This window comes from Sphingobacterium sp. InxBP1, assembly GCF_026191775.1.
Classification (GTDB): domain Bacteria; phylum Bacteroidota; class Bacteroidia; order Sphingobacteriales; family Sphingobacteriaceae; genus Sphingobacterium; species Sphingobacterium thalpophilum.
In genome coordinates this window covers 460452-487174 of record NZ_JAINDX010000047.1, presented here as the reverse complement: position 1 = coordinate 487174, position 26723 = coordinate 460452, and the positions used below count along the sequence as shown (strand labels likewise).

Below are 26723 nucleotides of genomic sequence, written 5' to 3'. Positions count from 1 at the left end.
ATCCAGGTTTGCTGTCTGAAAACGGTATGCAAACGGCTGGTCTTTTTCATTGCCTGAAAATACTATAATAACCTTAAAAATAAACTGTCGCGGCTATTTTTTCCAGATATCCTAACGCCCTTGGGCTATTTAAAGACAGGCGCTGTGGATAGACTTATGGTTTTTTGCTGATTGTTTTTCAGTTCGAAGATAACGACTTCGTTTTTGCCGGGGATCAAATCTTCCGAAGAGATCGATAGCGACTTCTGTTTCTCTTCTTCCCAGTACGAACCTAAATAGCGGCGATTTAACCACACCTCTCCCATTCCCCACCCAGTCATATCCAGATAGATATTGTCGGGTTGGTTGACCTCAAATTGTCCCCGGTAAAAACCGGGGGTATCATCCGCTGTTCGCTGTTCAAAAACCAGATCCTGTATTGGGCAGTCACGCACATTTAGCGGTATCATTTTCCAATTCCTGACTTCGTTTCCCGCTAATGTAACGGCGCCAAACAAACCTTTGGCATTATCCGTAATTTCGGGGCCATAGGTTATCCTTCCAATGTTCTCTACATACAACTGAAGCTGGTGTCTGCCCGGCAGTGCTTGTATCTTCAGCCTTTTTTTGGTATCCGTGATGGTGCCCTGCAGCTTGCCATCTATGTATACTGCTGCATAATCGCGTACGTTTTCCAATTCCAGCTCTTCCTCCCCCGTGCTGGTCTCTATCCCGGCCTGATAAAGCACATAGCCAGATTCTACGTCCAGGTCGTTCATGGATAATACATTTTCGGACTCAATAGCCTTTTTATATACCTGTGAGAGCTGTGCTTTCTCTTGTAAGATCACTTCCTGCGCAGTCAGTGTCTGGCCCAAGAACAGCAGCAGGCCCGATAGGATTATTCTCTGCATCTCTTATATCTTTCTTAATTTGTTAAAAATGACTGGATAAAAGTTTCGTCCAAAGGCACCTGTGGTGAAAACTTATCACTTTTCACGTAATTGTCGATACTGTACAACAATTGTTGTGTGGCCGGCCGCTTAGCGATGTCCGTCTTGGTATCTAATGCCAGCACCAATAATTTTCCACCGTTCACTCTGGCTTCGAAGCCAATACCTAACTTTTGGTTGCTATCATAACTATCGATTACCTGTATAAATGGACGCAGCTTCTGTGGCGTATTTTGCATTTCGATCACTTTTGCATGATTAAGGATATCCCACCATTGCCAATCGGTATGGTATGAAGTGTTGAAATTCTTGAACATGCCCTGCTCGTGATGAATCAGGTTGCCAATGGTCATGGGTGCCCAGGCAAACATGATGGGGTTCCAGAAATGATTGTGAAACATCGACTTCCGTCCCTTTACGTGATCGGGCGATGGATAAAGCACGACTGTCTTTCCCTGAGCGAGCTGTTTTCTGGCCGCCTCATCATAAACACTGCTGTATAGCACCTGATCGGTGGACCGCATCAAATTCTGATGAGCCGGATATACCCAGATGTCCCAGCTATTTTTAATGCTATCATTGATGGCGAGATGTACGGTAACCTTTTGGCTGCTTATATTTTTCAAGGGTATCTCAAAGTCGCCGGCTGGCGATACCTGCTCATTGGCAATGGTCTGCCTTTTCAGGTTTCCTTTTTTCAGCACTTTGCCGCTGGTATCGGTCAACCACCATTTAATTTTGGCATTTTTAAGAGCGGAATTGCTAAAATTATACACCTCGGCTTTGGCCTTAAAAGTTTCGGTATCGAAATAGCTGCTTTTGGCATAACGCAGCAGAACAACCGTCGGGGCACAGAACTCCCTGAATTTTTGGGCAGTAACGAGGCCTTTGGAATCCCAAAAAGGATCAAAGATACCCACAGGTGCATAACCCTGCCCCGGAAAATCGTTCAACGACAAAAGCTGGAAGCCTGCAGACTTGCCAGAACGTAGCAGCGCTTCGATCACGGCCTTGTACTCGAGTACCGTCAGTGCGCCCGATGCCCTGTAAAAATCCTTCGCTTGGTCAAGCATGCCATTTTTTTGGAGCAGCTCCCTGAACACTTCAAAATTGCGCGCTTCGACGGGACTGTTTTCATACTTTGTAATCTCATCAAAATTGGGGTAAATACATCGCTGCCCCGATTCGTGCGAAAGTACAGGCACATCTACATCAGATTCTATATTCTTATCCCAGTCGGTATTGGGCAGACCTTCGTATACTTTTACCGGTCCTTTGTTGGTCTGCTGTGACACGTAATACTGGTCTGATTTTACCCGCGTTCTGGCCGTAGAGCCGCTATATAAATGGCGTGGGTCTGCTTTTCTGCCCGCGGCAGTCAGCTCTTCGATAAAGTCGAAGTTGCCGGTGATTTCATTGCCATTGCAATACAAAACAAAGGAGGGATGATTGCCGTACTCTTTTAAGATGGCTTTCATCTCTCTACGGAAGAAGTTGTACCGTGCTTCGTCAGGTTCTGCATCTTTGCCCCACATAGGCATCTCCACCTCAAAATAAATTCCGTGTTTATCGGCCATGCGAAAAGCTGCGGCCGGTGGACACCAGGAATGGAAGCGCAGATGGTTCATCCCGTACTCTTTTAGCAGCAGCATAATACGCTCCCATGAGGTATCGTCCAATGGAGCATGTCCGGTTTTTGGGAACACCGCATTTTCGACATTGCCCCTTAGATGGATAGGACGGTTATTGAGCAATACGTGATTTTTCCCTTGTTTTACCTCACGCATACCGAATGTGACCGTCTTTTCGTGCTGATAGGTCTTGCTGCCGTCGGATGTCCTCAGCTGGCAGGTAATCCGGTAAAGGTTTGGGTTAAACTCATCCCACAATTTGATATTTTTGCCCAGCTGGATATTGGCCTCCACAAAGGTGACCGAATCCGTACTGGACACGACAACCTGGTCTTGGAGACTATAGTTGGTTCCAGCAATAGTGAAAGAAGCCTCACCTTTTACCTGTTTGTTGATATCGTTATTTATCTGTAATCTCACTCGTATGGATTGATCCGTTATGTTGGGATACACCTGGAGGTCTTCCAGATAGACGGGGTCTATGGCCATCAGCTTCATATCGCCCAAAATACCGTTCCAGTTGATCTGTGTGAATTCGGTATGTGCATGGTCCCACTTGTGGGTATTGTACTGAAACCTGTTGTCGATACATACCGTGATACGATGCCTTTTTCCGGGTTTTACAAAAGAGGTAAGGTCGTGGTCGTGCGGCACGCTCACATAATCGATGCTGCTCACTTGTTTGGTATCGACATAAATCGAACTTAACCAGTGCGTGCGCTCAAAATACATACGTATCTTTTTGCCCTTCCATGCGGCGGGTATCTCGATATCGCGCTGGTACCACGCTGGCCCCATGTATTCATATTTTCTGGTTAAACGGTCAATATATCGGTACGGATTTTTATACCCGATCTGATAGTCATCGGTGATCCCCGGAAGTTTGATCGTTTCTTGTAAAACGTGGTTATAGCGTGGGGAAAGCGAGCCGCGGCGGAAATCCATCACATCGGTCTGGAAACCCCAGGTGCCCGATAAATCGATGACGTCTTGAGCTTTTGACCAGCTGGCCAAGGCTAAAATCCCTATTAAGCATATTGTTTTTAAGTGTTTATATAAGTTCATTGTATGTTCGTTTAGATGTTATTTCCATTTTTTACCCTTTCGGTCGTGCTATGTTGCGTATCAACGTACCCACAATGACGACTAGAGCAGCGTTGTTGCAAGGGTCTACAAGCAGGTCCATACCTCCAGTATACGAGCGGAGAATTTATTTACCATCATAATATGCTTTCATTAAAAACCAGGCCTTCTTGCGGTATCCCTGATCCGATATTAAGCCTTTGCGGTTCCAGCCTTCCTGATTGGTGGGATGAAAACGGAAAGGCGAACGGAAGTCAAAAAGTACCCAGGGAGAGGTGCCACGCAAGTTTGGAATATGCTTAAACATCTCGAGATTGTTTTTGTACAGGGTGGCCTGATAATCTTCGCTCCATGAACTTACGACATCCGCATCACCAGTTTTGCCATACAGTGCTTCACCTCCAAATTCAGAAATGATCAAAGGTTGCCCTTTGGCCACTTCCCAGTTGGCTTTATCTGGAGCAACAGGCCAAGGATGGTACCAGCCCATATATTTATTAACGGCCACTACATCCAATTCTTTAATAAAGGGATCGTCCATTACAAACATTTGCCTTTCTTTATCGAAACGCACCAGATCAAAGGCCGCGGTAATGAGCCTGGTGGTATCCATGCTTCGACAGGTGGCTATCAAATGTCTGATAAACGCATTTCTGGACTCGGAAGGCTGTGTTTCGTTTGCTACGCCCCAAAACGTCAGCGCACAGCGGTTTTTGTCGCGAGCGACCATTTCACGCATCATCTTAGCGGCTTTTTCTTTCGTCGCCCCATTCTCAAAATCGATACCCTGCCATACCGGGATTTCCTCCCATAACAAGAATCCCATTTTTTCAGCCATTCTGACGATATGTTCATTTTGTGGATAGTGCGCCAACCGGATCATGTTACAGCCCAGGGCTTTCGCTTCTGAAAGTAACATCGCTGCATCTGCCTGTGAAAAAGCGCGTCCCCTCCGCTGTGGTATTTCCTCATGAAAGGAGATGGATTTCAAGAAAATAGACTGGCCGTTCAAATAGACGTCCTCTCCTTTGACCCAAACATTGCGAAAACCGATCTCCTCTTCTATCTGATCATCCGGACTCGAAATCTTCACCTGATAAAGTGTTGGTGCAGATGGTGACCAACGCTTAATTTTCTGCGATACAAATGCCGTCTTTATTTCCCCATAGGCATCGGTCATCAGGGTCTGTTTTAGTTGTAGTCCTGGAATTTCGATCGTCACGGGAATATTTGCCTTCTTTTCTGAAAGTTTGACACTGGCGTTGATTTTATCCGCTCCAGTTTTATCAAGTTGGATAAAATAATCGTCGATAAACACGCTAGGGGTGCGGATCAGGAACACATCACGGGTGATCCCACCATAATTCCACCAGTCAAAGGCCATTGCCGGAATGGCGTCTACCCGCCGGGTATTATTCACCTCGACAGCCAAAAAGTTATTTTTTTCTTTAACAGCATCTGTAATCTCTACCTGAAAAGGTGTAAACCCGCCTTCATGCTGGGCGATTTCCTGACCGTTGAGATAGATACGGCAACGGTAGCTCACGGCACCAAAATATAGAAACAGTCTGCCACCGCTGTCTTTCGCCACATCAAATCTGCGGGCATACCAAATGGTTCCTTCGTAGTATTTAAGTTCGGGCATCTGACTGTTCCAGTCTGACGGAACGTTTAACCGAAGGCCGTTCTCGAAAGCATATTCATAAAAGTCGGTTTTGCTTTCCGGCTTTTTGTTCAGGTAGATTTTGTTCTTTTTGCCCTGATCATATAGATCTACAATGGCGTCCCATTTTCCATTTAGTGATTGTACACGTCTACCGTACACGTTGGTCATGGTCTGCTGTGCACAGAGGTCCGCAACCATCAGGCTAAAAAATAGGGTTAATACGAAATGAAGATTGTTAAGCTTTATCATAATGTGTGTTTATCTCTGAATAATATTGATGCAATGAGCGTGTACAGCTAATATCAAGCGCTCATTTGACAATTTCGTACCGGTAGAGGACAAAGTCATTGATCTTAGGCAGTGTTACGTCCACTGTTCCGCTTCTGCTGACCGTCGTACGGATGGCTTTGCCATTCCCAAACAGGGGTGTACAATTTATTTTTGTTCCGGCAGGCAGCCAGGTTTTTACTGAACCGACAGCTTCCGGTGTATTTTCCCTGTAGAAGATGAAGTAACCAGTCTTGCCTTTTATGGACTGAAACCCCGTCCAGGACCTGCCGGAAGGTTCATCGCCGATGGGTAAAATGGTCCCCGAATGGAAATCGTGCTGGATCTCCTGATAGGCGCTGATTAGATGTTTAATGTGCAGCGCCTCCTCGGGCAAACCGGTACCTTCGAACCATGCCAGAGGCTGCGCCGCCATCGTTGTGGCGAAGAGATACTCAAATGCGTGTTTTTTGGGCGCGAAGATATCATCGCCGTATTTATCCTGATTTCGCCATTTATTCAAAAATTCCACCTGGAGTCTTTCTGGCGGAACATATTTAGCCAGTTGCCATAGATTCCTGAGCGTCCAGTAGGGATAATAATTCTGCCAGTCGGTATAACGGTTTTCGAGGAAAATATTTCCATATTCGTTGAAGGTAAAGTAGCCTGTCCTCCGGCCTGCCGTGGCATCTAAGTTGAATACGACCTGGTGGTCGGTCTTCTCCAACACGGTATCGAACAGCCTGCGCAGGTTGACCTCCGATTGCTTGGTCGGGATGGCCAAACCATCTATTTTGAAGGTACGGATGCCATATTCTTTATACAGTTGGATGAGCGCGCCAGCATCTTTTTCCCAGTCGGCATAGTCGTTTTGTACACTTGGATTAAACCAGAGGCAGATTTCCACGCCTAACTCTTTCCCTCGTTTTACGACAGGAGACAAGCCCCTCGGATATTTGACGGGGTCGGGTTTCCAGTAATTGGGATTATCCCAGATATTCTTGAAGGAACCTTTCGCGACGGCCGAATTTGGGCTTTTACCCACCTGCCAGCCATCATCTATCTGAAAATGGGAGATACCCATTGCCGCCGCTTTCTCCACTTCGAGCAAACTAAATCGCTCGTTTACTTTAGCATCCTGGCTTCTGTCACCCCAGGTATTCATCATGACCATCTCATCACGCTGTGGCAACATTCTACGGATGTTCTTTTGGTAGCTCCTGAGCGCCGTTAGCTGTTGCAATTCGCCGCCGCTATACACACCGATCACGCAACTATAGGCTTTTGTCCATACATTGTCTTTAATATCTCTCGCTGTCAGCCCCAATCCACTCACCGCAAAATGAGAAAATTCGGTCGTAAAATCGTACCCCTGATAGGCCAACTGTACACTGGATGTGGGCGCTTCCTTCAAGAAGAAAAAGCCTTTATTATTTTCGTTATTGTGGGCGACAAGCAGATTGCCCCTGTATGTGGATTTACGGTAGGGAATAATATTTCTTTCCTGAATCAGGTTGTTGTTCCAGTCGGTAACGTCAAAAAACTCCACAATTTTGGTCTGCCAGTGAAAACCATCCAATTTGATCTGGTCCAATACAGCCACCATGTGCCCAGCTTCCATATCCTCCGTAGACTCGATATTCTTTCGGTCTGCCATATTTCCCGCTTTATCGTCCTGAATGGATGCTATATTGCCTTTTAGATAGATATCGCAGGCAATTACAGGGCTATTTGGGTAAATACGGTATGCTTTCTTTATATGTAGTTTTCCAAGCGAATAATTAATTTCGGCAATTAAATAAGTAGGGTGGATGGCCGTTTCCCCGACCTCGTAAGAAGTATATGAAGAGTTCGTCGCTGGGGTTACAAGTTCCTTTGAAACCTGAAAATCGGGTGTCTTCAACCTGTTCAACCACATCTGGCCCGAAGACTTATCCAGCAGGCTGTGGGTAATCATATTACCACCGTTCCAAACGAACTTTCTTTCAATCAATGAATTACCGATTACCAGTGTATCTTTATCGAAACGGCTGTAAGAACCGTGTTGGGCGTTGACAGTGATGAACAGCGAAAAAAACAATAGAATCGAAAGTATATGTTTCATAAACTGAATTGGTTTGTGCTAATTGCAGGGCATTGAAGGGAATAACGTTTCAGTTATTTTACCCGCAACGCCGACAGTTTGGTCCAGCCTTGAGCCGTAGCTTTTTGATCGAGGGCTAGCTGAATAGCGGGTTTATTATCCTTGGTGGTATCAACAATGGCTACTGCCCAAGTATAATTTCCGGCAGGCACAGCTATTTGTGCGCGGAGCTCATAACGCATTGGAGAGCCTTTCAACCACTGCGACGGATCACTATCCTGATCCACAAAAACCTGTTTCACATTGTCTTTGGCATCTAACACCGCAAAAGCCACTTTATATTTGAAATTCCATTGCGGGATGTTATTAGGGAAATATCCCCAGCCCATATTCTGCCAACGGTGTGCAATACGGGCTATCGCACCCGATTTAATGCGTTTGGGTAAGCTGATTTGATCCGGAAACAAGCGGTAGCCACCTTCTGTGTTAAAACGCTGAACTAACTCAAAGGATTTAAACCATGATTCGGTTTCGCCTCCAGCCCTAAAATCCATCATATTTACATGGGCTTCTGCTGACATCTCAAATTCTCCTTTTCTTACATCCTCGTCATGCCCTTCCCGATATTTTCCACTAGGATCTTTCCAGTAGCGATGTTTACCCGGAGCGACAATCCAGCCGCCCTCCATAATAATAGGACGCTTAAAATTCCATTTACGGGCAAAATCTTTTTCCCAATCTTGGTAATAACCAGTCATACCGAACGCATCCTGGCGCAGACTATACCCCTTATCAATGACTTTATCCAGTAATCTTTCGCTATTCGGGTTAACCCCTCCCCAGCTTTGTGGATGGCCGACCAACCGGTGATAATTGATGACTAAGGGAATCTTTGTAAAGGTTTTGGCGTACAAATCGGTTACCCAGTCCATGGTTTCTTCTTTTAATGTCTCGGTAGTTTCCGGGCTTGCTTTCTTGGGATCTTCATAGACTACATAATGCGCTTCGCCCCATTTTCCCAGGCCATAGGCATCGATAAACGAAGTTTTATCGGGATCATTAAATGTGTTGGCCAGGGCGGCGATAAATTTGCCATAATATTTTCTGAATATTGGATCCTGAGGGTATGGGGTTTGTCTATCAGGATGTTTTTGATCTTCCAAATAGTAGCTTGCTCCTGCATCGAATACAAATTTAGGCGTATTTTGACCTTGGTCACGCCCATCCACCACAATCCGAAGTGCAATAGGCAGTCCCCGTTTTTGGGCTCCCTTGATGAGATTTCCGATTTTAGAATCAGGATTGTCCCAAGCGTACACACCATCCTCCGGATTCAGCGAAGACCAGCTTGTGCGTACATAGCAAGCAGAAGCATAATCAATGACTTTTACTTTTTTTCCGAGTGCCGGCACAAAATACTCCGTATCCCAATAGGTTTCATCCGCATTACGCGGAGCATACATTACCCATCCGTTCAATGGATTACGCAACACAGAATTTCCGTCGTATTTTGGCTTCAATAAGATTTCATCTGAAGTGTTCCCCCCGTCTTGTTTCCTGTTTTTTTGAGCGAGGGACGGCAATGCAAAAACGCAAAGCACGAATAAAATAAGTTTAGTTACCCTTTTTAAAATCATTTGTCTGTTCATTGATTCGTATGTAAAAAAGCCTTTAGCGATGACCATGAGTCGACCTTAATACCTATAATTAAATCCTTACCCGCGGTTTGGACAGTAGACAAAAATACTTACAGAGGAAAATGGCTATGGTATTGATTTGTTCAGAAATGGTTCGTTTTTGTACAAAAAATAAGTGAAGCAGCATATAGGGATATTTATGCTTCTTGAGGTTATGCTTATCCCTTGCATTATATGTACATAATGAGCGAGACGATGACCTAAAACAATTGTCCTCATTATCGTCTTTTTTGTATATTTGAAATATAACCATACGAAAGAGATAATGATATCGTAACTTTCGTTTAACAGACAGGTAAACTTAAGGCCCTTACTTTAGAATTTTAAAACCGACCATTTGCTACTATGAAAGCTGAGGACATCATATGGACTTCTGATGATTTCGATCGATTTCAGGCGGGCGACAGTATAATATTCGAAAAGGTTTACAATTGTTACTATAAAACACTTTTGAGCAAGGTTTTCAAATTCTGTAGCCAACTTGAAGATGCTGAGGAAATCGTGCAAGAGACATTTATCCGATTGTATCAGCACCGTCAAGCTCTTTCTGAACCTGCGGCCATATTTCCTTTTCTATTTACTGCCTCCAAGCATCTCACCATTACTTTTTTCAGAAAAAAAGTAGTAAAAGCGAAATATCTCGAAAGTCTTGGAAAGGACTGGACTGACGTTTCGATAAGCTTTCAGCAACAAATGGAAAACTACGACATACAGCAGCTTATCATGAACGTCCTGGAGGAGCTGCCTGCACAACAAAAGCTGATCTTCATCAAAAATAAGATTGACAATCACTCTTATCAGGAAATTTCGGATTTATATGGCCTAAAGAAAAATACGGTTCGCAATCACATCGCATTGGCAAGTAAATTTGTTCGTTTTAAGCTTGAAAAATTGTTATTCATACTTTTTTTAATAAAATCGTTCTTTTGATTGGTACTTTGTCCGAAGTTGAGCGTGTATGGAATTAGAAGCGCTTAATTATGGAAGGGAAAGCTCAATTAAAAGATCTGATCGAACGGTTCAATCTGGGTCGCTGCAGCAAAGAAGAACTGGAGCTGCTCAGCAAACTGCTGGAATCTCGGGATAGTGCTCCGGAGCTGGATACCTACTGGAATGAGCCCGAAGAAAATCAAATCTTGCCGTCAGCCCACTACTCGAATAGCCGTTTCGATCAATATATCCGAAATCGGCAACAAACAAAGGAGAGAAAAATACGGTCACATAGGTTAAAGATGATTGCAGGTTTAGCTGCATCGATCGCTGTGTTCGTCTCTATAATAGGGCTATACCTTACACACCGGCAAGACAGCAAAAACCTGAAACAAGCCAACCTCACCGCGACATCCTCACAAACGGCGATCCCTCCGGGTCAGGAAAAAGCTAAAATAATTTTTGAAAATGGGAAATCCATAGATCTTGAAACCCTCCCAACGGGACAGATTGTCCATGTCGGAAAAATTGGGATTCTCAAAGGCAAAGACGGTACCATATCTTATGTCAACACAGATACTGACCGCCCTACCGGCAGTCCAGTCTACAATAAGATAGTCACGCCTCGCGCGGGCGAATATAATCTTATGCTTCCGGACGGTACGCAGGTATGGCTGAATGCCATGACGGCGTTAAGATACCCGATATCCTTTAACAACAAGGCGAGAATAGTCGAGCTTAATGGTGAAGCATACTTCAAGGTCAGCAAACGCCAATCGGGAGGAAAACGGCTTCCTTTTATTGTTAATACCGGCGATCAGCAACTTGAAGTGTTGGGGACGGAGTTTAATATCAATAGCTATTCAAAACATATACAAACGACACTAGTCGAGGGGAGCATCAGTTTGAGAAATAAAAAATCTAGGAAGGCTCCGCTGTTGCTCAAACCAAATCAGATGGCTCAAATGAATCTGGATGATGGTGAATTGGAAGTGAGTGAGGTGGATCCATTCTATATTATCGCATGGAAAAATGGACAGTTTGCTTTTGACAATACGCCCCTCCGGGAAATTATGGAATCTCTCGGAAGATGGTACGATGTAGATATCGTCTATCAGTCGGACCTCAGTGGCATCCGCTTTTCGGGCACTGTATCCCGCTTTGAGCAGCTGGATAAACTATTGAAATTTCTGGAACTATCGGGTGATGTACACTTTACGCTAAAAGGAAGGAGGGTGATCGTGATGAAGTAATTTTATTCTCTATCGCCTTGCATGAAATCAGGAGCGCTGGTCCCGCCCCTGATCCTGTGTCTTGCGACAAACGATTGTAGTTAAATCCATTGTAAAATTTAAACAACCGATTACAAATGTATAAAAAAATTCGGCTCAATTCTCTATTTGACAGGGGATGTGCGCATGCTTTTAAACCAATTTCCATGAAATTGTCCTTAGCTATACCACTTTTATTTGTGGCTTCATTGCAAGCTAGATCCAATTCATTTGGGCAGAGTATCACCTTGGACAGAAAAAACGTCAAGATTCAGGTGGTATTGAAAGAAATCCAGAAACAGAGCGGTTATAGTATCCTCTATAACTCCGCACTGATCCCAAGACAAAAAATTGATGTCCATATTGTCAATGAAAATGTGGACCGGGCACTCCACAAAGTCCTTTCGGTCTTTGATATTGATTTTAATGTGGTGGACAAGAATATAATCCTTGTACCCCGTAGATCAAGAAAACCGAAAATCGACTCAAAGAATGAGGCTGTAACACAACAGAGAATAATCTCTGGAACGGTAGTGGATGATAAAAACACGCCACTGTCCAGAGTCTCCATTACGGATAAGGCAACTGGCATTCAGACCTTGTCAGATGACAACGGCCGTTTTCAGTTCAACATAGGTACTGAAAAAGCAACATTGGTTTTTTCGGTGCTGGGATTCCAGCGTAAGGAGGTTTACGTGGATAGCGAGAAGCCGCTACACATACAGCTGATACCTGCCCTGACAGCCATAGATGAAGTCGTGGTGGTAGGTTACGGCCAACAGAAAAAAGCGAACCTGACTGGTGCCGTGGACAAAATCTCTTCGGACAGGCTCGAGCGGTTCAAGACCACCAGTCTGGGTGAATCCCTAGCAGGACAAGTACCCAACCTCAATATCAATTTTGCCGACGGCAAACCAGGCCGTGGAGCGTCATTCAACATCCGCGGAACGACATCGATCAACGGCGGTTCGCCGCTGGTGTTACTCGACGGCGTTCCCATTTCGTCGTTTGAGCTCAACAACATTAGTCCACAGACAATAGATAACATTTCTTTTCTGAAAGACGCATCGTCTGCGGCCATCTATGGCGCCCGTGCGGCCTACGGCGTTATTCTTGTCACGACAAAGGAAGGCAAAGAAGGCAAAACGGAAGTATCTTATAACAACAACTTTAAATGGGGCAAGGCGACCAAAATACCTAAGGTATATACGGGCACCGATTACCTCGAAATCCAAGAGAAAGAGTTTAACGGAAATATCGGACAAACGTATTACACCTCTCCTCAGGTCCAATATCCGTATGATGTAGTCAACGACCCCTCGTTGCCGCTATATGACCTCAAAACCATAGGTGGCAAGGCAACTTTACTGCTGGGTGGTCCTGTCATCAACTATTACGACGACTGGTTTAGAGACTACAGCCCAAGCCAAAATCATAACCTGAGTGTCCGCGGTGGAGGGAGCAAGCTGAAGTTTTACCTCTCAGGAGACTACAACAAACAAGAAGGAAGCCTCAAATTTAAGCCGGACCAGATCAACCGATACAACCTGCGCAACAACAACACCTTCGCACTTTCTGACAAGGTAAGTATCTTCACCAAATCCGCGCTAACTATACGCAACGACAATGTTCCTAACACATATCTGTATGGATTCAGCTCCAACCCCTGGCGATTTATCGACAACACCAATCCGCTGATGCCCGAGACGATCATGATCGACGGAAAAGCTATCCCCACAGATATTGGTTTTTACAGGCAGTTTATCGAAAAGCAGTCGGACGACCACCTCAATACCAAAAGCTTTTTAAACTCGGTTGGTACGGATGCCAGGCTTCTCAATAATGACCTTAAGCTTCACGCTGACTTTTCTTACCTCTATTATCAATGGTACCGCAACAGATGGTGGGACAATACGGGCCCTTACCTCTCCCATTCTTTCAATAACCGGAACGTAGTGCTGGCCTCATATGCCGACGCTGGCCCGCCAAAAGTGTATAAGAGCAATTCACAAAGCGATCTATACAACATCAATGCTTACGCCAACTACCAGAAAGCATTAGGCAAACACAAAATTGACCTCACGGCAGGTATGACCTTTGAATCGTACCGTTATCATTATGAAACGGTCGAACATCAGAACCCAATAGTGGGCCTCGATGAACATGCGATAAACTTAGCTACCGGTCTATTTCAGGGAAGTGACGACGACGACAAATACGCAAACAGAAGCTTCTTCCTGCGTGCAAATTACAATTTTAACGAAAAATATCTGCTTGAAATCAACGGTATGCACAATACGACCTCTAAATTCAGAAAGGAAAACCGGGGTGCATTTTTTGGTTCGATATCGGGTGGATGGCGCATCTCGGAGGAAGCATTTTTTGCTCCGTTGAAGAATAAAGTAAACAACTTAAAACTGCGCGGTTCGTTCGGTTCATTGGGCAACCAAAATATTGGATCTTTTGATTATCTATCCATCATGACGATGACAAGATCTCCTTTTTTGCTCGATGGCGAACAGTATACCTACACATCGGTACCTGCACCCAAGTCCGAAAATTTTACCTGGGAGACGAGCAAAAGTGTAGATGTAGGTCTTGATGCCAACTTTTTTAACAGCAGGCTTGAGCTGGTCGCAGACTGGTACCAGCGCAACACCAACAACATGCTTGCACCGTACCACTCCCTCCCTTCGGTATTCGGAGCCACGGTGCCCAAAGAAAATATTGCTTCGCTCCGCAATCGGGGTTGGGAATTGAGCCTCGCCTGGAACGACAGAATCGGGGCAGCCAATCCACTGGAGTATGGTGTTAGATTCAATATTTCGGATTATAAGGCTGTTATTACGGATTATTATAATCCAACGAATTATCTCGGTGACCTATACATCGGCAAAGAAATGGGCGAAATCTGGGGACTGAATACCCTCGGATTTTTTCAAAGCGATGAGGAAGCGAAAAACTCTCCGCTCCTAAAGACGAGCAGTTACAAACAATTTGCTTCCAAGGGTACTATAAAATTTGAGGACAGCAACCATGATGGCGAAATTAGTAAGGGTGCATGGACATTAAACGATCCGGGCGACTACCGGGTTATCGGTAACTCTACTCCCCGATATCAGTATGGTATCAATCTCAATTTGCGCTACCGGGGCTTTGACATGGCGGCATTCTTCAAAGGTGTCGGAAAGCGCGATATTTATCCGAGTGCCGAAACAGCCAATTTCTGGAGTTCATACAACCGTAAGTATCAGGTGCTGCTGGAACATGTCGTTCAGGATCGATGGACAGAAGAGAACCCCAATGCCTATTTTCCAAAACCGCAAGGCTATATTGCACTGGGAGAAAATGATCTGGGTGTAGCACAGACACGTTATCTGCAGAATGCAGCCTTCTTAAGATGGAGCAATCTGATCGTCGGCTATACCTTCCCGAAGAAAACATGGAACAACAAGATCAACAACCTACGGGTGTATCTGGCTGCGACAAACCTCATGGAATGGACCAAACTGCATCATACCTTGGATCCGGAAGGTCTGGAAAAAGATCCGGATGCTAACACCGCCAGCGTCGGGATGGGAACTGCTTACCCTATTCAACGAACTTTCTCCTTTGGCTTGGAACTTGGCTTTTAATTAATAACAACCTCATGAAAAAGATTACATATTATTCGATATATACCGCAGTGTTGCTTATGACTGCTGCCTGCAGCAAAGAGTTTGACCTGCGTCCCGACACACAGGTAGCGGAGTCTCCTTCTTTATATAAGACGGATGCTGGCCTGGCAACGTTTGCCAACGGCTTTTACAACAACCTGGACCCCAATGTCATCAAGGACGATAAGTATAGCGATAACATGGAGCACATAACTACCCCACCTGCCATGCGTTCCTCAAACTACACAGTACCAACGGCGCTCGGTAGCGGTGGATGGAGCTGGTCACAGCTGAGAAACATTAATTATTTTATACAAAACGTAAATGCCTATACCGAAGACCAGGAATTGAAAAGGAAATATCTCGCTATTGCCCGTGTATTTAGAGCTCAATTTTATTTTCAAAAGGTAAAAACCTTCGGTGATGTGCCCTGGTACTCGGCCCCATTGAAGACCAGCGATACCGAACAGCTGTATAAAGGTAGAGATGCACGCGTACTCGTCATGGACAGTGTCCTAAGCGACCTAAATTTTGCAGTCGAAAATCTGCCTGCCTCGAAAAGTAAAAATAGAATGACCAAATGGACAGCACTTGCCTTAAAATCGAGAATTGCTCTTTTTGAGGGTACCTACCGAAAATACCACGCTGAGGCCAAGCTGCCCAATGCGGACCAGTGGATTGAAGAATCCTTGAAGGCCTCAAAAGCGCTTATGGATAGTAAACTGTATAGTGTCATCTCATCTGGAGCCACTGATAAAGATTATGCAGCGCTCTTTCAAGCTGCTGCCGCAAACACGGATGAAGTCATCCTCGCCCGCTCATCGACACAGAATTTCATCTATTACACGCCAGAATTCACCTCTACATCAAATGGTAATTTTGGTGCGACCTTTTCGTTGATCGCCGATTATGCGAAGATCGATGGCAGCTCGTATTTCCAGAGCAATAATGGGGATATTTTCAAAAAGAGTTATTTTGAGGAGTTTGAGAACAGGGATCTGCGCTTGAAACAGAGCATTGTACACCCGGGTTATGTCCGAATAGGAACCACAAATGTCGCCGTCAACGACTTCGCAGAAAACAGGACCGGCTACCAGGTGACCAAACGGGTCGGGGCTCCCATTGAAGACCAAGGTAGTGACAGCAGAGACGTCATCCTGATCCGCTATCCGGAGATTCTATTAAACTATGCCGAAGCGCGCGCAATATTGCAGCAGCTGACACAGGAAGACCTGGACCTCACGCTTAATGTTTTGCGTCGCCGCGCAGGAATCGAAAGCAGATTGACATTACCATTAAAGACGGATCAAAACCAGCTGGGCCGCTATAAAAGAACGCAGGACCCCAATATACTTGAAATATGCCGCGAGCGGCGCGTCGAACTGGCTTTTGAAGGGTTCAGGAGAGATGACCTGATCCGCTGGAATGAAGGACACCTGTTCCGAGCGGACTATCACGGTATCTACATCAGAGGATTTAATGAATATATTGACCTAGACAATGATGGAAAGTTTGACCTCTATGTGATGCGTCCTACCGACAATCCGCCAGCCAACAAAATTTCGGGTGTGCAGTACTTTAAATTATCAAACATCAATGGGCTGAGCGATGGAAATTCGGGGCGCATCATGCCGTACAACCTTCCGCGCAAACCGTTTGAACCCTGGGAATATCTAAACCCTATACCACTGGAAGAACTAACGTTGAATACTAATCTTAAACAAAACGAAGGATGGAACCAAGTAAAATAATTCATACAACATTGCTTTGGATAGCACTTACTTTTGCCTTCGCCGGTAAGGCTCAGCAACAGTTATCGCACATCCCAAAGGGGCACTGGGTAGCCTGTGGCGATGACAAAGTATTGATCATCGATCCGGCAATTGGCTCTGATAGCTCTGCAATAGTCTGGAAATGGGCATTCGGAGAAAGTGCCCACCAGATACCAGGGGAATATAGCAGTTATTTTAAATCCATTGATGAGTGCAAGCCAGTGTTTGACAATAAAAAGATCCTGATCACTTCATCGTCGGGAGCGACTTGCCTATTGAACATCGCTGACAAAAAAATAGAGTTTTACGCCAAAACACCGATGGCTCACTCTGCTGACGTATTGCCCGGCAAGCTTGTAGCGGTAGCGAATTCAACACACCCCAAGGGAAACTCGTTGGAGCTCTACCGCTTGGACCAAGCTGAAAAACCAATCTACAAGGATACCTTATATTCGGGACATGGCGTGGTCTGGAACGACAGGCTCCAGCAGTTATTCGTATTAGGATACGAAGACCTGCGGACTTATCAATTGGCAGCTGACAAAAACAGCTTAACGCTCACCAGTACCATAAAAATCCCGGGAAAGGGAGGTCATGACCTTTCTTATGTAGATGGTAACCGTCTCTTGCTTACTTATACGGATGGTGTCGTCCTTTTTTCAATCAAGGACAAAAAATTTGAGCCTTTCGCACCGTTAGCTAATGTTCATCATGTGAAATCGCTCAACTGGAATCCGAAAACCAATAGGCTGGTATATACCAAGGCTGAAGAAAGCTGGTGGACCTTCAACATTTATGCGACCAATCCAGACCAAAAAGTAAATATACCGACCCTGAAACTTTACAAAATACGCGTTTGTCGATAATCCGGATCATTGCCATCTTAACGGATACTGAGCGGGTTTATATGCTAATACCATATAAACCCGCTCCTCCATTATTTATACGCCATCGGGCGTTCAACTAGCAATTGTTAAGATCTCTTCCTTACAACAGAGACGGCCCCGTGACGGAATCCACCCTTTATTTGTCGCTTTTGCACAGCATGTGGCTCAGGAATCTCTGCCATCTTTGTGATGTAAAACTCAAATAAATCAGTTATGAAAAATATTCTTAAAACCGTCAACGTATTGAAATCACTTATCTTTATTATCGTTATGACAACTGTATCTCAATTACAAGGCCAACAGGCCAAACCTTCTGACAGTGGCTATGCAGCTGTCAACGGCATCAACTTATATTATGAGGTCTATGGCTCAGGAAAGCCCATCGTATTATTACATGGTGCTTTTATGACCATCGGCTCCAATTGGGGGCAACTTATACCTGAACTGGCAAAAACCAGAAAAGTAATTGCCATTGAATTGCAAGGCCATGGTCATTCGCCTTTTTCGGAGCGAAAATTTGACCATGCTATACTGGCAACGGACGTGGCCGGAGTGTTGGACCGACTGAAAATTGACAATGCCGATATCGTCGGATATAGCTTTGGAGGCGCAGTGGCTTATCAATTCGCCATTCAATATCCAAAACGGTTAAACAATTTGGTGATCATCTCCGCCACTTATAAAAGCAATGGCTGGATGTCCGAGGTTAACCATGCCTTCAAGAATATGAAACCAGAATTTTTTGTGGGCAGCCCCATGCAAAAAGCGTATAATGCTGTTGCGCCGGATAAAACAAAATGGACAGCATTTTTAACACAGATGATTGCTTTGGCTCAGCATCCTTTTGATTTTGGCGATACAAACATTTCGAAGATATCTTCACCTGTATTAATCATCGCTGGAGACAATGATGGTCTGGATAAGATTGAACTGGTTAAAACTTACCAGTTATTGGGAGGCGCAGTAGTAGGTGATTTTGGGCAAATGCCAAAATCTCAGCTGGCCATCATTCCGGGGCAGGGACACGTCAGTCTAATGAGTCAGACACAGACGATTTTAGGGTACATGAATGGGTTTTTAAAATAAATATTATGTTAGCGGTCTGTCTCCGGTAGACTTGGGGCGCGGTCAGCTGCTGAAAAGACGGCCGCGCATAACCGAACAATTAGCTTCAATGCATTCGGGAAAAAGAATAAAATGAACAGGACAGTACAGGATACTTAATTGAAATAAATTACGGAATATCGTAGGTGACGTTATACCTGAACGCAAATTGCTAACCAGATAAACTGCATATGGTAACTCTCCTTCAAAAATCCATCATCCTTGGGCTTCTATTGGTCATTCATTTAACAACATATGCGCTAAAATTAAGCGTCCATGATCTCAAAGTAGAGCATCTAAAAAACCCACTGGCCATAGAAACCCCGGTGCCGCGATTTAGCTGGAAACTACTTTCGGATGAGAAAAACACGTTGCAAACGGGATATGAAATTCGTGTAGCACAAAACAGGTCTTCTTTGCTTGCAGGCAAAGATCTGGTATGGAAAGCTGATGTGAATGGAGATCAATCGGTCCTGGTTGAATATGCTGGTTCACCTTTGCAGTCGAAGCAAATCTATTACTGGCAGGTCAGGGTGAAAGATAATCATGGAAACCGGTCTGCCTGGTCAGCACCGGCTAGCTTTAGGATGGGTATCAAACCCAATGAATGGTCAGCAAAGTGGATTAAGGTGGCAGGAAGGGACAGCAGTGCCTGTAGCCCCTTTTTTCGGAAAGAATTTTCCCTGCGAAAAAAGGTGAAGTCGGCTTTGATGTATGCTACAGCCAAGGGGCTTTATGAAGCTAGCCTAAATGGTCAACGCGTAAGCGACACGTATTTTGCTCCCGGATGGACGAGTTACCGCCATCACCTGCAGTATCAGGTCTATGATGTTACAGCCTCCGTCAGATCCGGTGCGAATGTATTGGGTGCATACCTCGGTGACGGCTGGTATAAAGGTAGGATAGGATTTGCGGGCCAGCGCAATTTTTATGGAGATACGCGTGCGCTGCTATTACAGCTGGAGGTAGAGTATGTGGATGGTACGAAGGAAACAATTACGACGGACGAGAGCTGGACATATGCTTACGGCCCCATCATGGCTTCGGACATTTACGACGGCGAAACGTATGACGCGCGGAGGGAGATCGAAGGCTGGAACATGGTGGGATTCAACGACAGTGACAAGTGGAGAGCAGTGGAAACAGTGGACAATGGCTCAGAAAAGCTGGTTTCCATGAGTGGCCCCGCTGTCAGGAAACATGAGCAGTTTAAAGCAATTAAAATCTTTAAAACACCGGCCGGAGAGACCGTGGTAGACTTCGGCCAAAATCTGGTTGGCTGGGTAATGCTTAAAGCTCAAGGCCCTGCCGGAACAAAGATCACGCTTAGCCATGCTGAGGTGCTTACGAAGGAGGGGAATTTTTATACCGCCAACCTCCGCTCGGCAAAAGCCCAGGTATCCTATGTGCTCAAAGGTGGTCCGAAGCAGCTGTTTGAGCCTCATTTTACCTTCCAGGGTTTCAGATATGTCCGGGTAGAGGGCTTTCCAGGACAATTGACACCTGATGATCTGACGGCGGTTGCCCTATATTCGGATATGGAGACAACCGGAAAATTTACAACCTCCAACAACTTGATCAACCAATTACAGCATAATATCCAATGGGGTCAGAAAGGCAACTTTTTGGATGTGCCAACAGATTGTCCACAACGGGACGAACGTTTGGGCTGGACTGGAGATGCCCAAGCTTTCGCCAATACGGCAGCATTTAACATGGATGTGATGGCATTTTTCACAAAATGGCTGAAAGATCTAAAAGCTGATCAGCTACCCGACGGACGGATTCCCTTTGTCATTCCACATGTGCTCGGTCGTAATGACGCCGCTTCTGCCGGTTGGGCCGACGTCGCTACAATCATTCCGTGGGACATGTATGTCGCCTATGGGGACCGGAGGATACTCGAAACCCAATATGAGAGCATGAAAAAATGGGTTGATTATATTTCATCTGTAGCAAAGGACAACCTCTGGAATTCGGGGTTTCACTTTGGAGACTGGCTTTTTTACCGTCCAAATGACGATAACGACGGAAGGTCAGCCGTTACTGATAAATATCTTATCGCACAGACATTTTACGCACACTCTACCCAATTGCTGATCAATGCAGCACAAGTTTTGGGGAAGGTGGATGACGCTACAAGATACAGCGCTTTGCTGGAAAAAATTAAAGCGGCTTTCATAAAAGAATACATGACACCTTCTGGCCGTCTGGTTTCAAGTACCCAGACAGCCTACGTATTGGCACTGCAATTTGATATGTTGCCCGAAACGCTTAGGCAAGCATGTGCCGACCGCCTGGTCGCCAATATACGCGACTATGGCACGCATTTGACTACAGGATTTTTGGGAACCCCTTACTTATGTCATGTACTTACGAGATTTGGACATGATCAGGTCGCTTATGAGCTGTTGATGCAGGAAAGTTATCCCTCATGGCTGTATCCGGTTAAAATGGGAGCCACCACCATTTGGGAGAGGTGGGATGGAATCAAGCCGGATGGTTCTTTTCAAACACCCGACATGAATTCTTACAACCACTATGCTTACGGCGCCATAGGAGACTGGATGTATAGAACGATCGGTGGGATAAACTCACGTGCCGACACTCCGGGATACAAATCGATGGTAATCGCTCCTAGGCCTGGAGGGAAGCTTACCAGCGCAACTACAGAGTTAGAGACAGCCTATGGTGCCGTCAAAACATCATGGACCATTGAAAACGCGGTCCTGCAGCTAGAGGTAACGATCCCGCCAAATACGCGTGCACGCATCGTTTTACCGGATAAAACAGAGGAAATTGGATCGGGCAGCTATCATTTTGAATGCCCGCTCCTCGGCAGCAAACATCGCTCTAAGGAGCGCTAAAATTTGCTTTCTTCCGCAGGGCCCCTAGCCAAGGGGCTTTAGACAAATGGTCTGGAAACCTCGGTAAATAACGGTAATATATGGTGAAGTACTGACTGTAGGAAATCACCTGAATTGTGTGAGACATGCGAACGGCCTAAATTTATGCAATGCTACCCACTATTAAATCAATTGCTTTACGTATATCAATTTCCCAGACTCCGGCTTCATTCTGTTCAAAATCAGATCTCCAGAGATAATACCCTTCCCCTAAATCGTAATGAGCCTCACCTTCGACATGTATTACACTTTCTAAAAAGGAATCTTCTGCAATTGGTAAATGTTCAATACAATCGCCAATATAGATCCCGCGAGTATCTGTGATGTATAAACCGTCAATTCTTACATGTACGATATTTCCATAATTGCTATCCTTCTCCACCGCCAACACAGTTACCCTTGAATTAGACTCTCCTTTTCTACTGTGATAAGACCAAACTTGGCCTGAATTGATTTCCTTCATTTTCCTGTTTGTTAACTGACCAATCGGTACTTCTTAAATACACCGTTCCAGCCCAATGAATACGACGGCAGAAGCCTTTGATTAGCAAAGGAGAATCTACTCTGACCATCTGACAGGGCCCGAAGTCAATGTATAAAAAATTTATTGATTTAAAAACTATTTCAATCATCGTCCTTACTTCCGAATCAGCTAGCATTCGCTGGATGGGAAGCCAGAAAAAAGCGATGTAACTTCCCGAATGAAATCCGGTCAGATGTTTACTGTGCTGATCGAAGCTAACAATGTATGACTTAACCTCCGGTACTGAAATCTACAGGTAATGGATACCCCTTACCTTGTAAATCTGCAATGGGTACAACAAGCTCACTCTGCCCTACTATAGACTGCGTAACCTTACCTTTTTTGGCACGTTGATCTTTTGTTGCCTCTCGTTTTTTGCTGTCAGGTGCACTGGCCGCGTTTTTATCAATTTTTACTCCTGCAATAATATTTCCATGGGCATCACGGTTCATCTCGTCCAAAGCTCGTGTTAGATTTGCTTTCTCGTCATCATTCAACTTTTCGTATTTGATACCATACGAATCGAGCACCCGTGTGGCATTCTGAAGGGTATTGGTCCCACGCTCGTAAACGTCTCTATAGATATGTAATCCTCCATCTTGCGCGACAATCGTTTCATATCGAAGTTCGACAAGTACCGGCGAGGCAAGCTTTACGGTTTGGGTTTTTGTATCTTCCTTCTCATATTTAAGGATTTTGTCCGCAGAGATGGGTGTTCCCGCTATTTGAGATAAGAACTTGGTAAAGTCCTGTACCTGATCGTTAGTTAATCCTACACAGCCGTGCGAAGCAAAAGCGCCTAACTTTTCTGGGTTCTTACCCCCGTGAATCAATGAAGGCAGGCCAATCGGAATCTTAATTGGCCCCAAAGGGTTCAATTCACTTCCTGCTGGTACCTTTTCTCCGGCAGTTACCTTACCTTTTACCCAAGGCTCGTCAGGAGGCGTCCATGTAGGATTAAAAATAATATTTACAGCCTTCCTTACCCCCGTAGGCAATGGAAATTCAGGATAACCAATTCCTATTCTGTACGTCTTTATCAGTTTCCCTTTTTCAAATACATCCATCCGAAAGGCGGGGGCATTAACGATAATACGTGAATCTTGCGGAACATGATTGGGAGCTAAGGGCAACGAATTTTCTGGGTCGGTATACCGTTTCGCCATAAAGGCGAAAAACTGTCCTGCTTTTTCTGCACCCAAGATCCTAACAACCTCGGTTGTGGCCTGCTTGATCGCTTGATTGAAAGATCTAGCACTCTGAGCATTATCTTCATCGAGATTCTCCACTGCTGTATTCGCTGCAAGTTTTAGCTCGCTGATCTGCTCATTGCTGATCTGAAGAGTATCTTTTAATTCACTGCTAAATTTTTCTTCATAAAAAAGAGCGTTTAACAAAGGAAGTGTAAAGTCCGTATTTTCGGCACGTTCGATAATGGTTGACTCATCCCGATCTTTCTGGTTTCGATTTCTGTTATTACACCCCAGCACCAATAGCACCAATAAAACAAAGCTGCCCAGGTAAATTCCGGCTATAAACTCTTTCGAAGTAAATTTGACGTTATTTCTCATATACTCAATCAACAATTTTACTTTTGAAATAGTTTGAAAAATGTCTTCATAGCCTACAAGTAGGTCTTAATGAACTGCAACGGTTAAAAAGTCCTGGTGTTCCTTATCAACGAATCTCATTGTCTGCGGGCCTTACTCAAGATCAATACAAGGTCACTTTTGCCTCAGCTGCCTTTAATAACGGCGAACTCAATCGCACAGTGATGGCATCTCCCGGCTGTCCATCCGATTTAATATATGCAATCAATCTGCCATGATAAACACGCTGCTTATTGTCTGTATAATCACCCATATCTTGATTGTTTCCGGCTTCCAATCCAAGCAGATGTCCCGGGCCTGAAAGTTCACAGGTCACCTCATTGTCGGAAAGAATAACCGGATTGCCGTCTTCATCGATCACCTGTACTTCTATCTGAGCAACACCATGCTTCGCATCTGCCTGCAGGGACGACGAATTAAGCACACGCAACGCATATGGCCGTTTGCTAGTCTGAATACGATACCTGCTGATTATAGAACCATCGGTACTCATTCCGACCACTTCCAATGCACCCGGAGCATAAGGTATATCCCATGAGATTATACCTTGTTGGTTGTTATAAGGTTTTTCCTCTCCGACGATCTTTCCGTTCAGTTCTAAACGCACCTTGGCGGTGTTGGTATAACATACTACACGAATGCTCTGTCCTAAATCATAATTCCATATCGGCCATGCATCCATAGATGGAGCCTCATCGGTTTTATTGCTCCGTTCAGCCTCCAGTGCAGACCAAACATCCGTGCTTTGCGATCTTGATTTTATAGGATAGGTTCCCAAATAGGTGACCGGCCTCCCGGACCACAAAGCTTGACGGAAATATCCCCTCGGTTTTATAAATCCTGCAAAATCCAGCAATCCGGAATAAAAGCCTCTAGATGGCCAACGTCCTGATTCGCCAAGGTAATCAATACCTGTCCATAAAAATTGACCAAAGATATGTTCGTTATTTTTAACTGCCTTCCATGCATCGAAATCATGACGGTTTTCGCTACCATAAATGACTCTTTGCGGGTATTGTTTGTGATCCTGTTGATATCGGCTTTCCGTATAATTATACCCCGCAATATCCAACGTTCCGGGGTAGGCTGTCTCATTGGACATCGCTACTCCGGCCAGCCCAGCGGTAACAGGCCTGCTCGGATCATGTGCTCTGACGACAGAAGCCAATTTCTGGGCAATATGTCCCAACCGCATCGCATCAGGAGCGTTTTTTTGGTACCCACCGAAAATCGGTTGTGTAAACCCTCCCCCTTGGTTGCCGTCCAGTACAGGATGAGAATATGGATCATTGGGATAATCAACTTCATTACCTATACTCCATGCGAAGATGGATATATGGTTACGATCGCGCTTGACCATATCTTCCAAATCACGTTCACCCCATTCCGCAAAAAAATCATACGAACCTTGATACCCGGGGGTTCCATGATTCCAGCCCGTCAACCATTTGCGTTTGGGATATTCCCATTCATCAAAGGCTTCATTCAGAACAAGCAGCCCCACTTCATCACATAAGTCATAAAAAGTAGAGGCCTGGGGATTATGGCTTGTGCGTACAGCATTTACCCCGATTTCTTTAAGTTTCAACAAACGCCGGCGCCAGACATCAGCATACATCTCAGCACCCAAAACGCCGGCGTCATGATGGAGGCAGACACCTTTGACTTTCATCCATTTTCCGTTTAGGGCAAACCCTCTGTCTGCATCGAAAGTCAACGTCCGGAATCCTGTTTTAAAAATAGACTGGTCAACAATTTGATTTCCGATGCAAATCGTACTCCGTAGTTGGTACAGATAAGGGTCTTCGAGCTGCCATAAATTTGGTGCCTTGACCGAAAGTGCTAGCTGAACATCTTTGGCGGATTCGGCATTCATGTGAATATTCCTGGTCTGCTTGGCGACAAGATTACCCTCCGTGTCTATCAGCTCCTGCAATAAGGTTACTTTTGTAGCTACCTTACTGTCATTTTTTAATCTTGTACAGGTATAAAGCTGCTCTTTTCCATTCTTTAAGACAGGATAAGCTTGGATCCCCCATTGATCAAAGTGAACAGGTTTGGCGGTAACCAACCATACATTGCGATAAATCCCAGATCCCGTATACCACCTTGAATCGGCAAATTGGCTATGGTCCACCTTGACGGCAATGGTATTTTCGCCATCGGTGTTCAAATACGGTGTGATGTCATACGCGAAGGATATATAGCCGTTAGGCCTCTTCCCCACCAGCTGACCGTTGATATACACTTCGCTGCGATTGTATATGCCTTCAAAATACAGATAAACCTTATCATCGGCAGATTGATTATTCACAAGGAGTTTTTTTCTATACCATCCGATCCCGCCCGGAAGATATCCTGTAGCACTTGCTAAACTCGGACTGAGAGGTCCCTTTACACTCCAGTCGTAGGGAAGGTTAACAGATTTCCAGTTTCGTGTATTAAATTCAGGTAGATTGGCATCTTTTAAATCGCCTAGATGAAATGACCAGTCGGCGTTGATCTGAACGGCCTTTCCGAATCCCAGCTGCGCAGATAATGCTTTAGGCAATATATGCAACAAAATAAGGACGAAAGCAACACCAAAGTGTCTTATAGATTTCTTCATGTTCGTTATATATAAATTCTCGTAATGAGGTTTTCAGCTGAAGAGCGGTCTGGTTCGGTTACCAATGGAAGATCTAAACGATACCTCCGGCAATCCT

15 protein-coding genes are annotated in these 26723 nt (G+C 44.9%); 7 read left to right on the top strand and 8 right to left on the bottom strand.

Going from position 1 to position 26723, the window contains the following annotated elements; genetic code table 11:
* Positions 1-125: 125 nt before the first annotated feature.
* The 5 genes from K7A41_RS17660 to K7A41_RS17640 form a co-directional block, all read right to left on the bottom strand.
* Positions 126-893 (bottom strand): hypothetical protein, encoded by a 768-nt coding sequence (locus K7A41_RS17660; RefSeq protein WP_265714728.1) that lies wholly within the window; start codon positions 891-893, stop codon positions 126-128.
* 14 nt (positions 894-907) lie between these two features.
* Positions 908-3628, bottom strand: coding sequence for a sugar-binding domain-containing protein (locus tag K7A41_RS17655; RefSeq protein ID WP_265714727.1), 2721 nt, complete (start codon positions 3626-3628; stop codon positions 908-910).
* A 145-nt stretch (positions 3629-3773) separates the two neighbouring features.
* Positions 3774-5561 (bottom strand): glycoside hydrolase family 2 protein, encoded by a 1788-nt coding sequence (locus tag K7A41_RS17650; protein ID WP_265714726.1) that lies wholly within the window; start codon positions 5559-5561, stop codon positions 3774-3776.
* Positions 5562-5622: 61 nt separating this feature from the next.
* The gene (locus K7A41_RS17645) at positions 5623-7683 is read right to left on the bottom strand and encodes an alpha-galactosidase (RefSeq protein ID WP_265714725.1); all 2061 of its coding nucleotides are present in this window, start codon (positions 7681-7683) and stop codon (positions 5623-5625) included.
* A gap of 53 nt (positions 7684-7736) precedes the next feature.
* Positions 7737-9311 carry a DUF4832 domain-containing protein gene (locus tag K7A41_RS17640; RefSeq protein WP_265714724.1) on the bottom strand — a complete coding sequence of 525 codons (1575 nt, stop codon included), beginning with the start codon at positions 9309-9311 and terminating at the stop codon, positions 7737-7739.
* Positions 9312-9704: 393 nt separating this feature from the next.
* Between K7A41_RS17640 and K7A41_RS17635 the strand changes: the two genes are divergently transcribed.
* From K7A41_RS17635 to K7A41_RS17605, 7 genes are all read left to right on the top strand, one after another.
* Complete coding sequence (locus tag K7A41_RS17635) at positions 9705-10289, top strand: RNA polymerase sigma factor (RefSeq protein WP_265714723.1); 585 nt, start codon at positions 9705-9707, stop codon at positions 10287-10289.
* Positions 10290-10339: 50 nt separating this feature from the next.
* A complete protein-coding gene (locus tag K7A41_RS17630; RefSeq protein ID WP_265714722.1) occupies positions 10340-11542 on the top strand; it encodes a FecR family protein in 1203 nt (400 codons plus the stop codon).
* 185 nt (positions 11543-11727) lie between these two features.
* Positions 11728-15195, top strand: coding sequence for a SusC/RagA family TonB-linked outer membrane protein (locus tag K7A41_RS17625; protein ID WP_265714721.1), 3468 nt, complete (start codon positions 11728-11730; stop codon positions 15193-15195).
* 14 nt (positions 15196-15209) lie between these two features.
* Positions 15210-16967, top strand: a complete 1758-nt coding sequence (locus K7A41_RS17620) for a RagB/SusD family nutrient uptake outer membrane protein (protein WP_265714720.1) — start codon at positions 15210-15212, stop codon at positions 16965-16967.
* Positions 16949-17854, top strand: coding sequence for a DUF6528 family protein (locus tag K7A41_RS17615; RefSeq protein ID WP_265714719.1), 906 nt, complete (start codon positions 16949-16951; stop codon positions 17852-17854). Before K7A41_RS17620 ends, K7A41_RS17615 begins: the two co-directional genes overlap by 19 nt.
* Positions 17855-18088: 234 nt before the next feature.
* On the top strand, positions 18089-18961 hold the full coding sequence (locus K7A41_RS17610; RefSeq protein ID WP_265714718.1) for an alpha/beta fold hydrolase: 873 nt from the start codon (positions 18089-18091) through the stop codon (positions 18959-18961).
* Positions 18962-19170: 209 nt separating this feature from the next.
* Positions 19171-21846, top strand: coding sequence for an alpha-L-rhamnosidase (locus K7A41_RS17605; RefSeq protein WP_265714717.1), 2676 nt, complete (start codon positions 19171-19173; stop codon positions 21844-21846).
* Positions 21847-21988: 142 nt separating this feature from the next.
* Here the strand turns inward: K7A41_RS17605 and K7A41_RS17600 are convergent, their stop codons facing one another.
* From K7A41_RS17600 to K7A41_RS17590, 3 genes are all read right to left on the bottom strand, one after another.
* Positions 21989-22348: a hypothetical protein gene (locus tag K7A41_RS17600; protein WP_265714716.1), complete on the bottom strand. Its 360-nt coding sequence runs from the start codon at positions 22346-22348 to the stop codon at positions 21989-21991.
* A 290-nt stretch (positions 22349-22638) separates the two neighbouring features.
* Positions 22639-23979 carry a L,D-transpeptidase gene (locus K7A41_RS17595; RefSeq protein WP_265714715.1) on the bottom strand — a complete coding sequence of 447 codons (1341 nt, stop codon included), beginning with the start codon at positions 23977-23979 and terminating at the stop codon, positions 22639-22641.
* Between the two features lie 142 nt (positions 23980-24121).
* Positions 24122-26626, bottom strand: coding sequence for a sugar-binding domain-containing protein (locus K7A41_RS17590; protein WP_265714714.1), 2505 nt, complete (start codon positions 26624-26626; stop codon positions 24122-24124).
* Positions 26627-26723 lie beyond the last annotated feature (97 nt).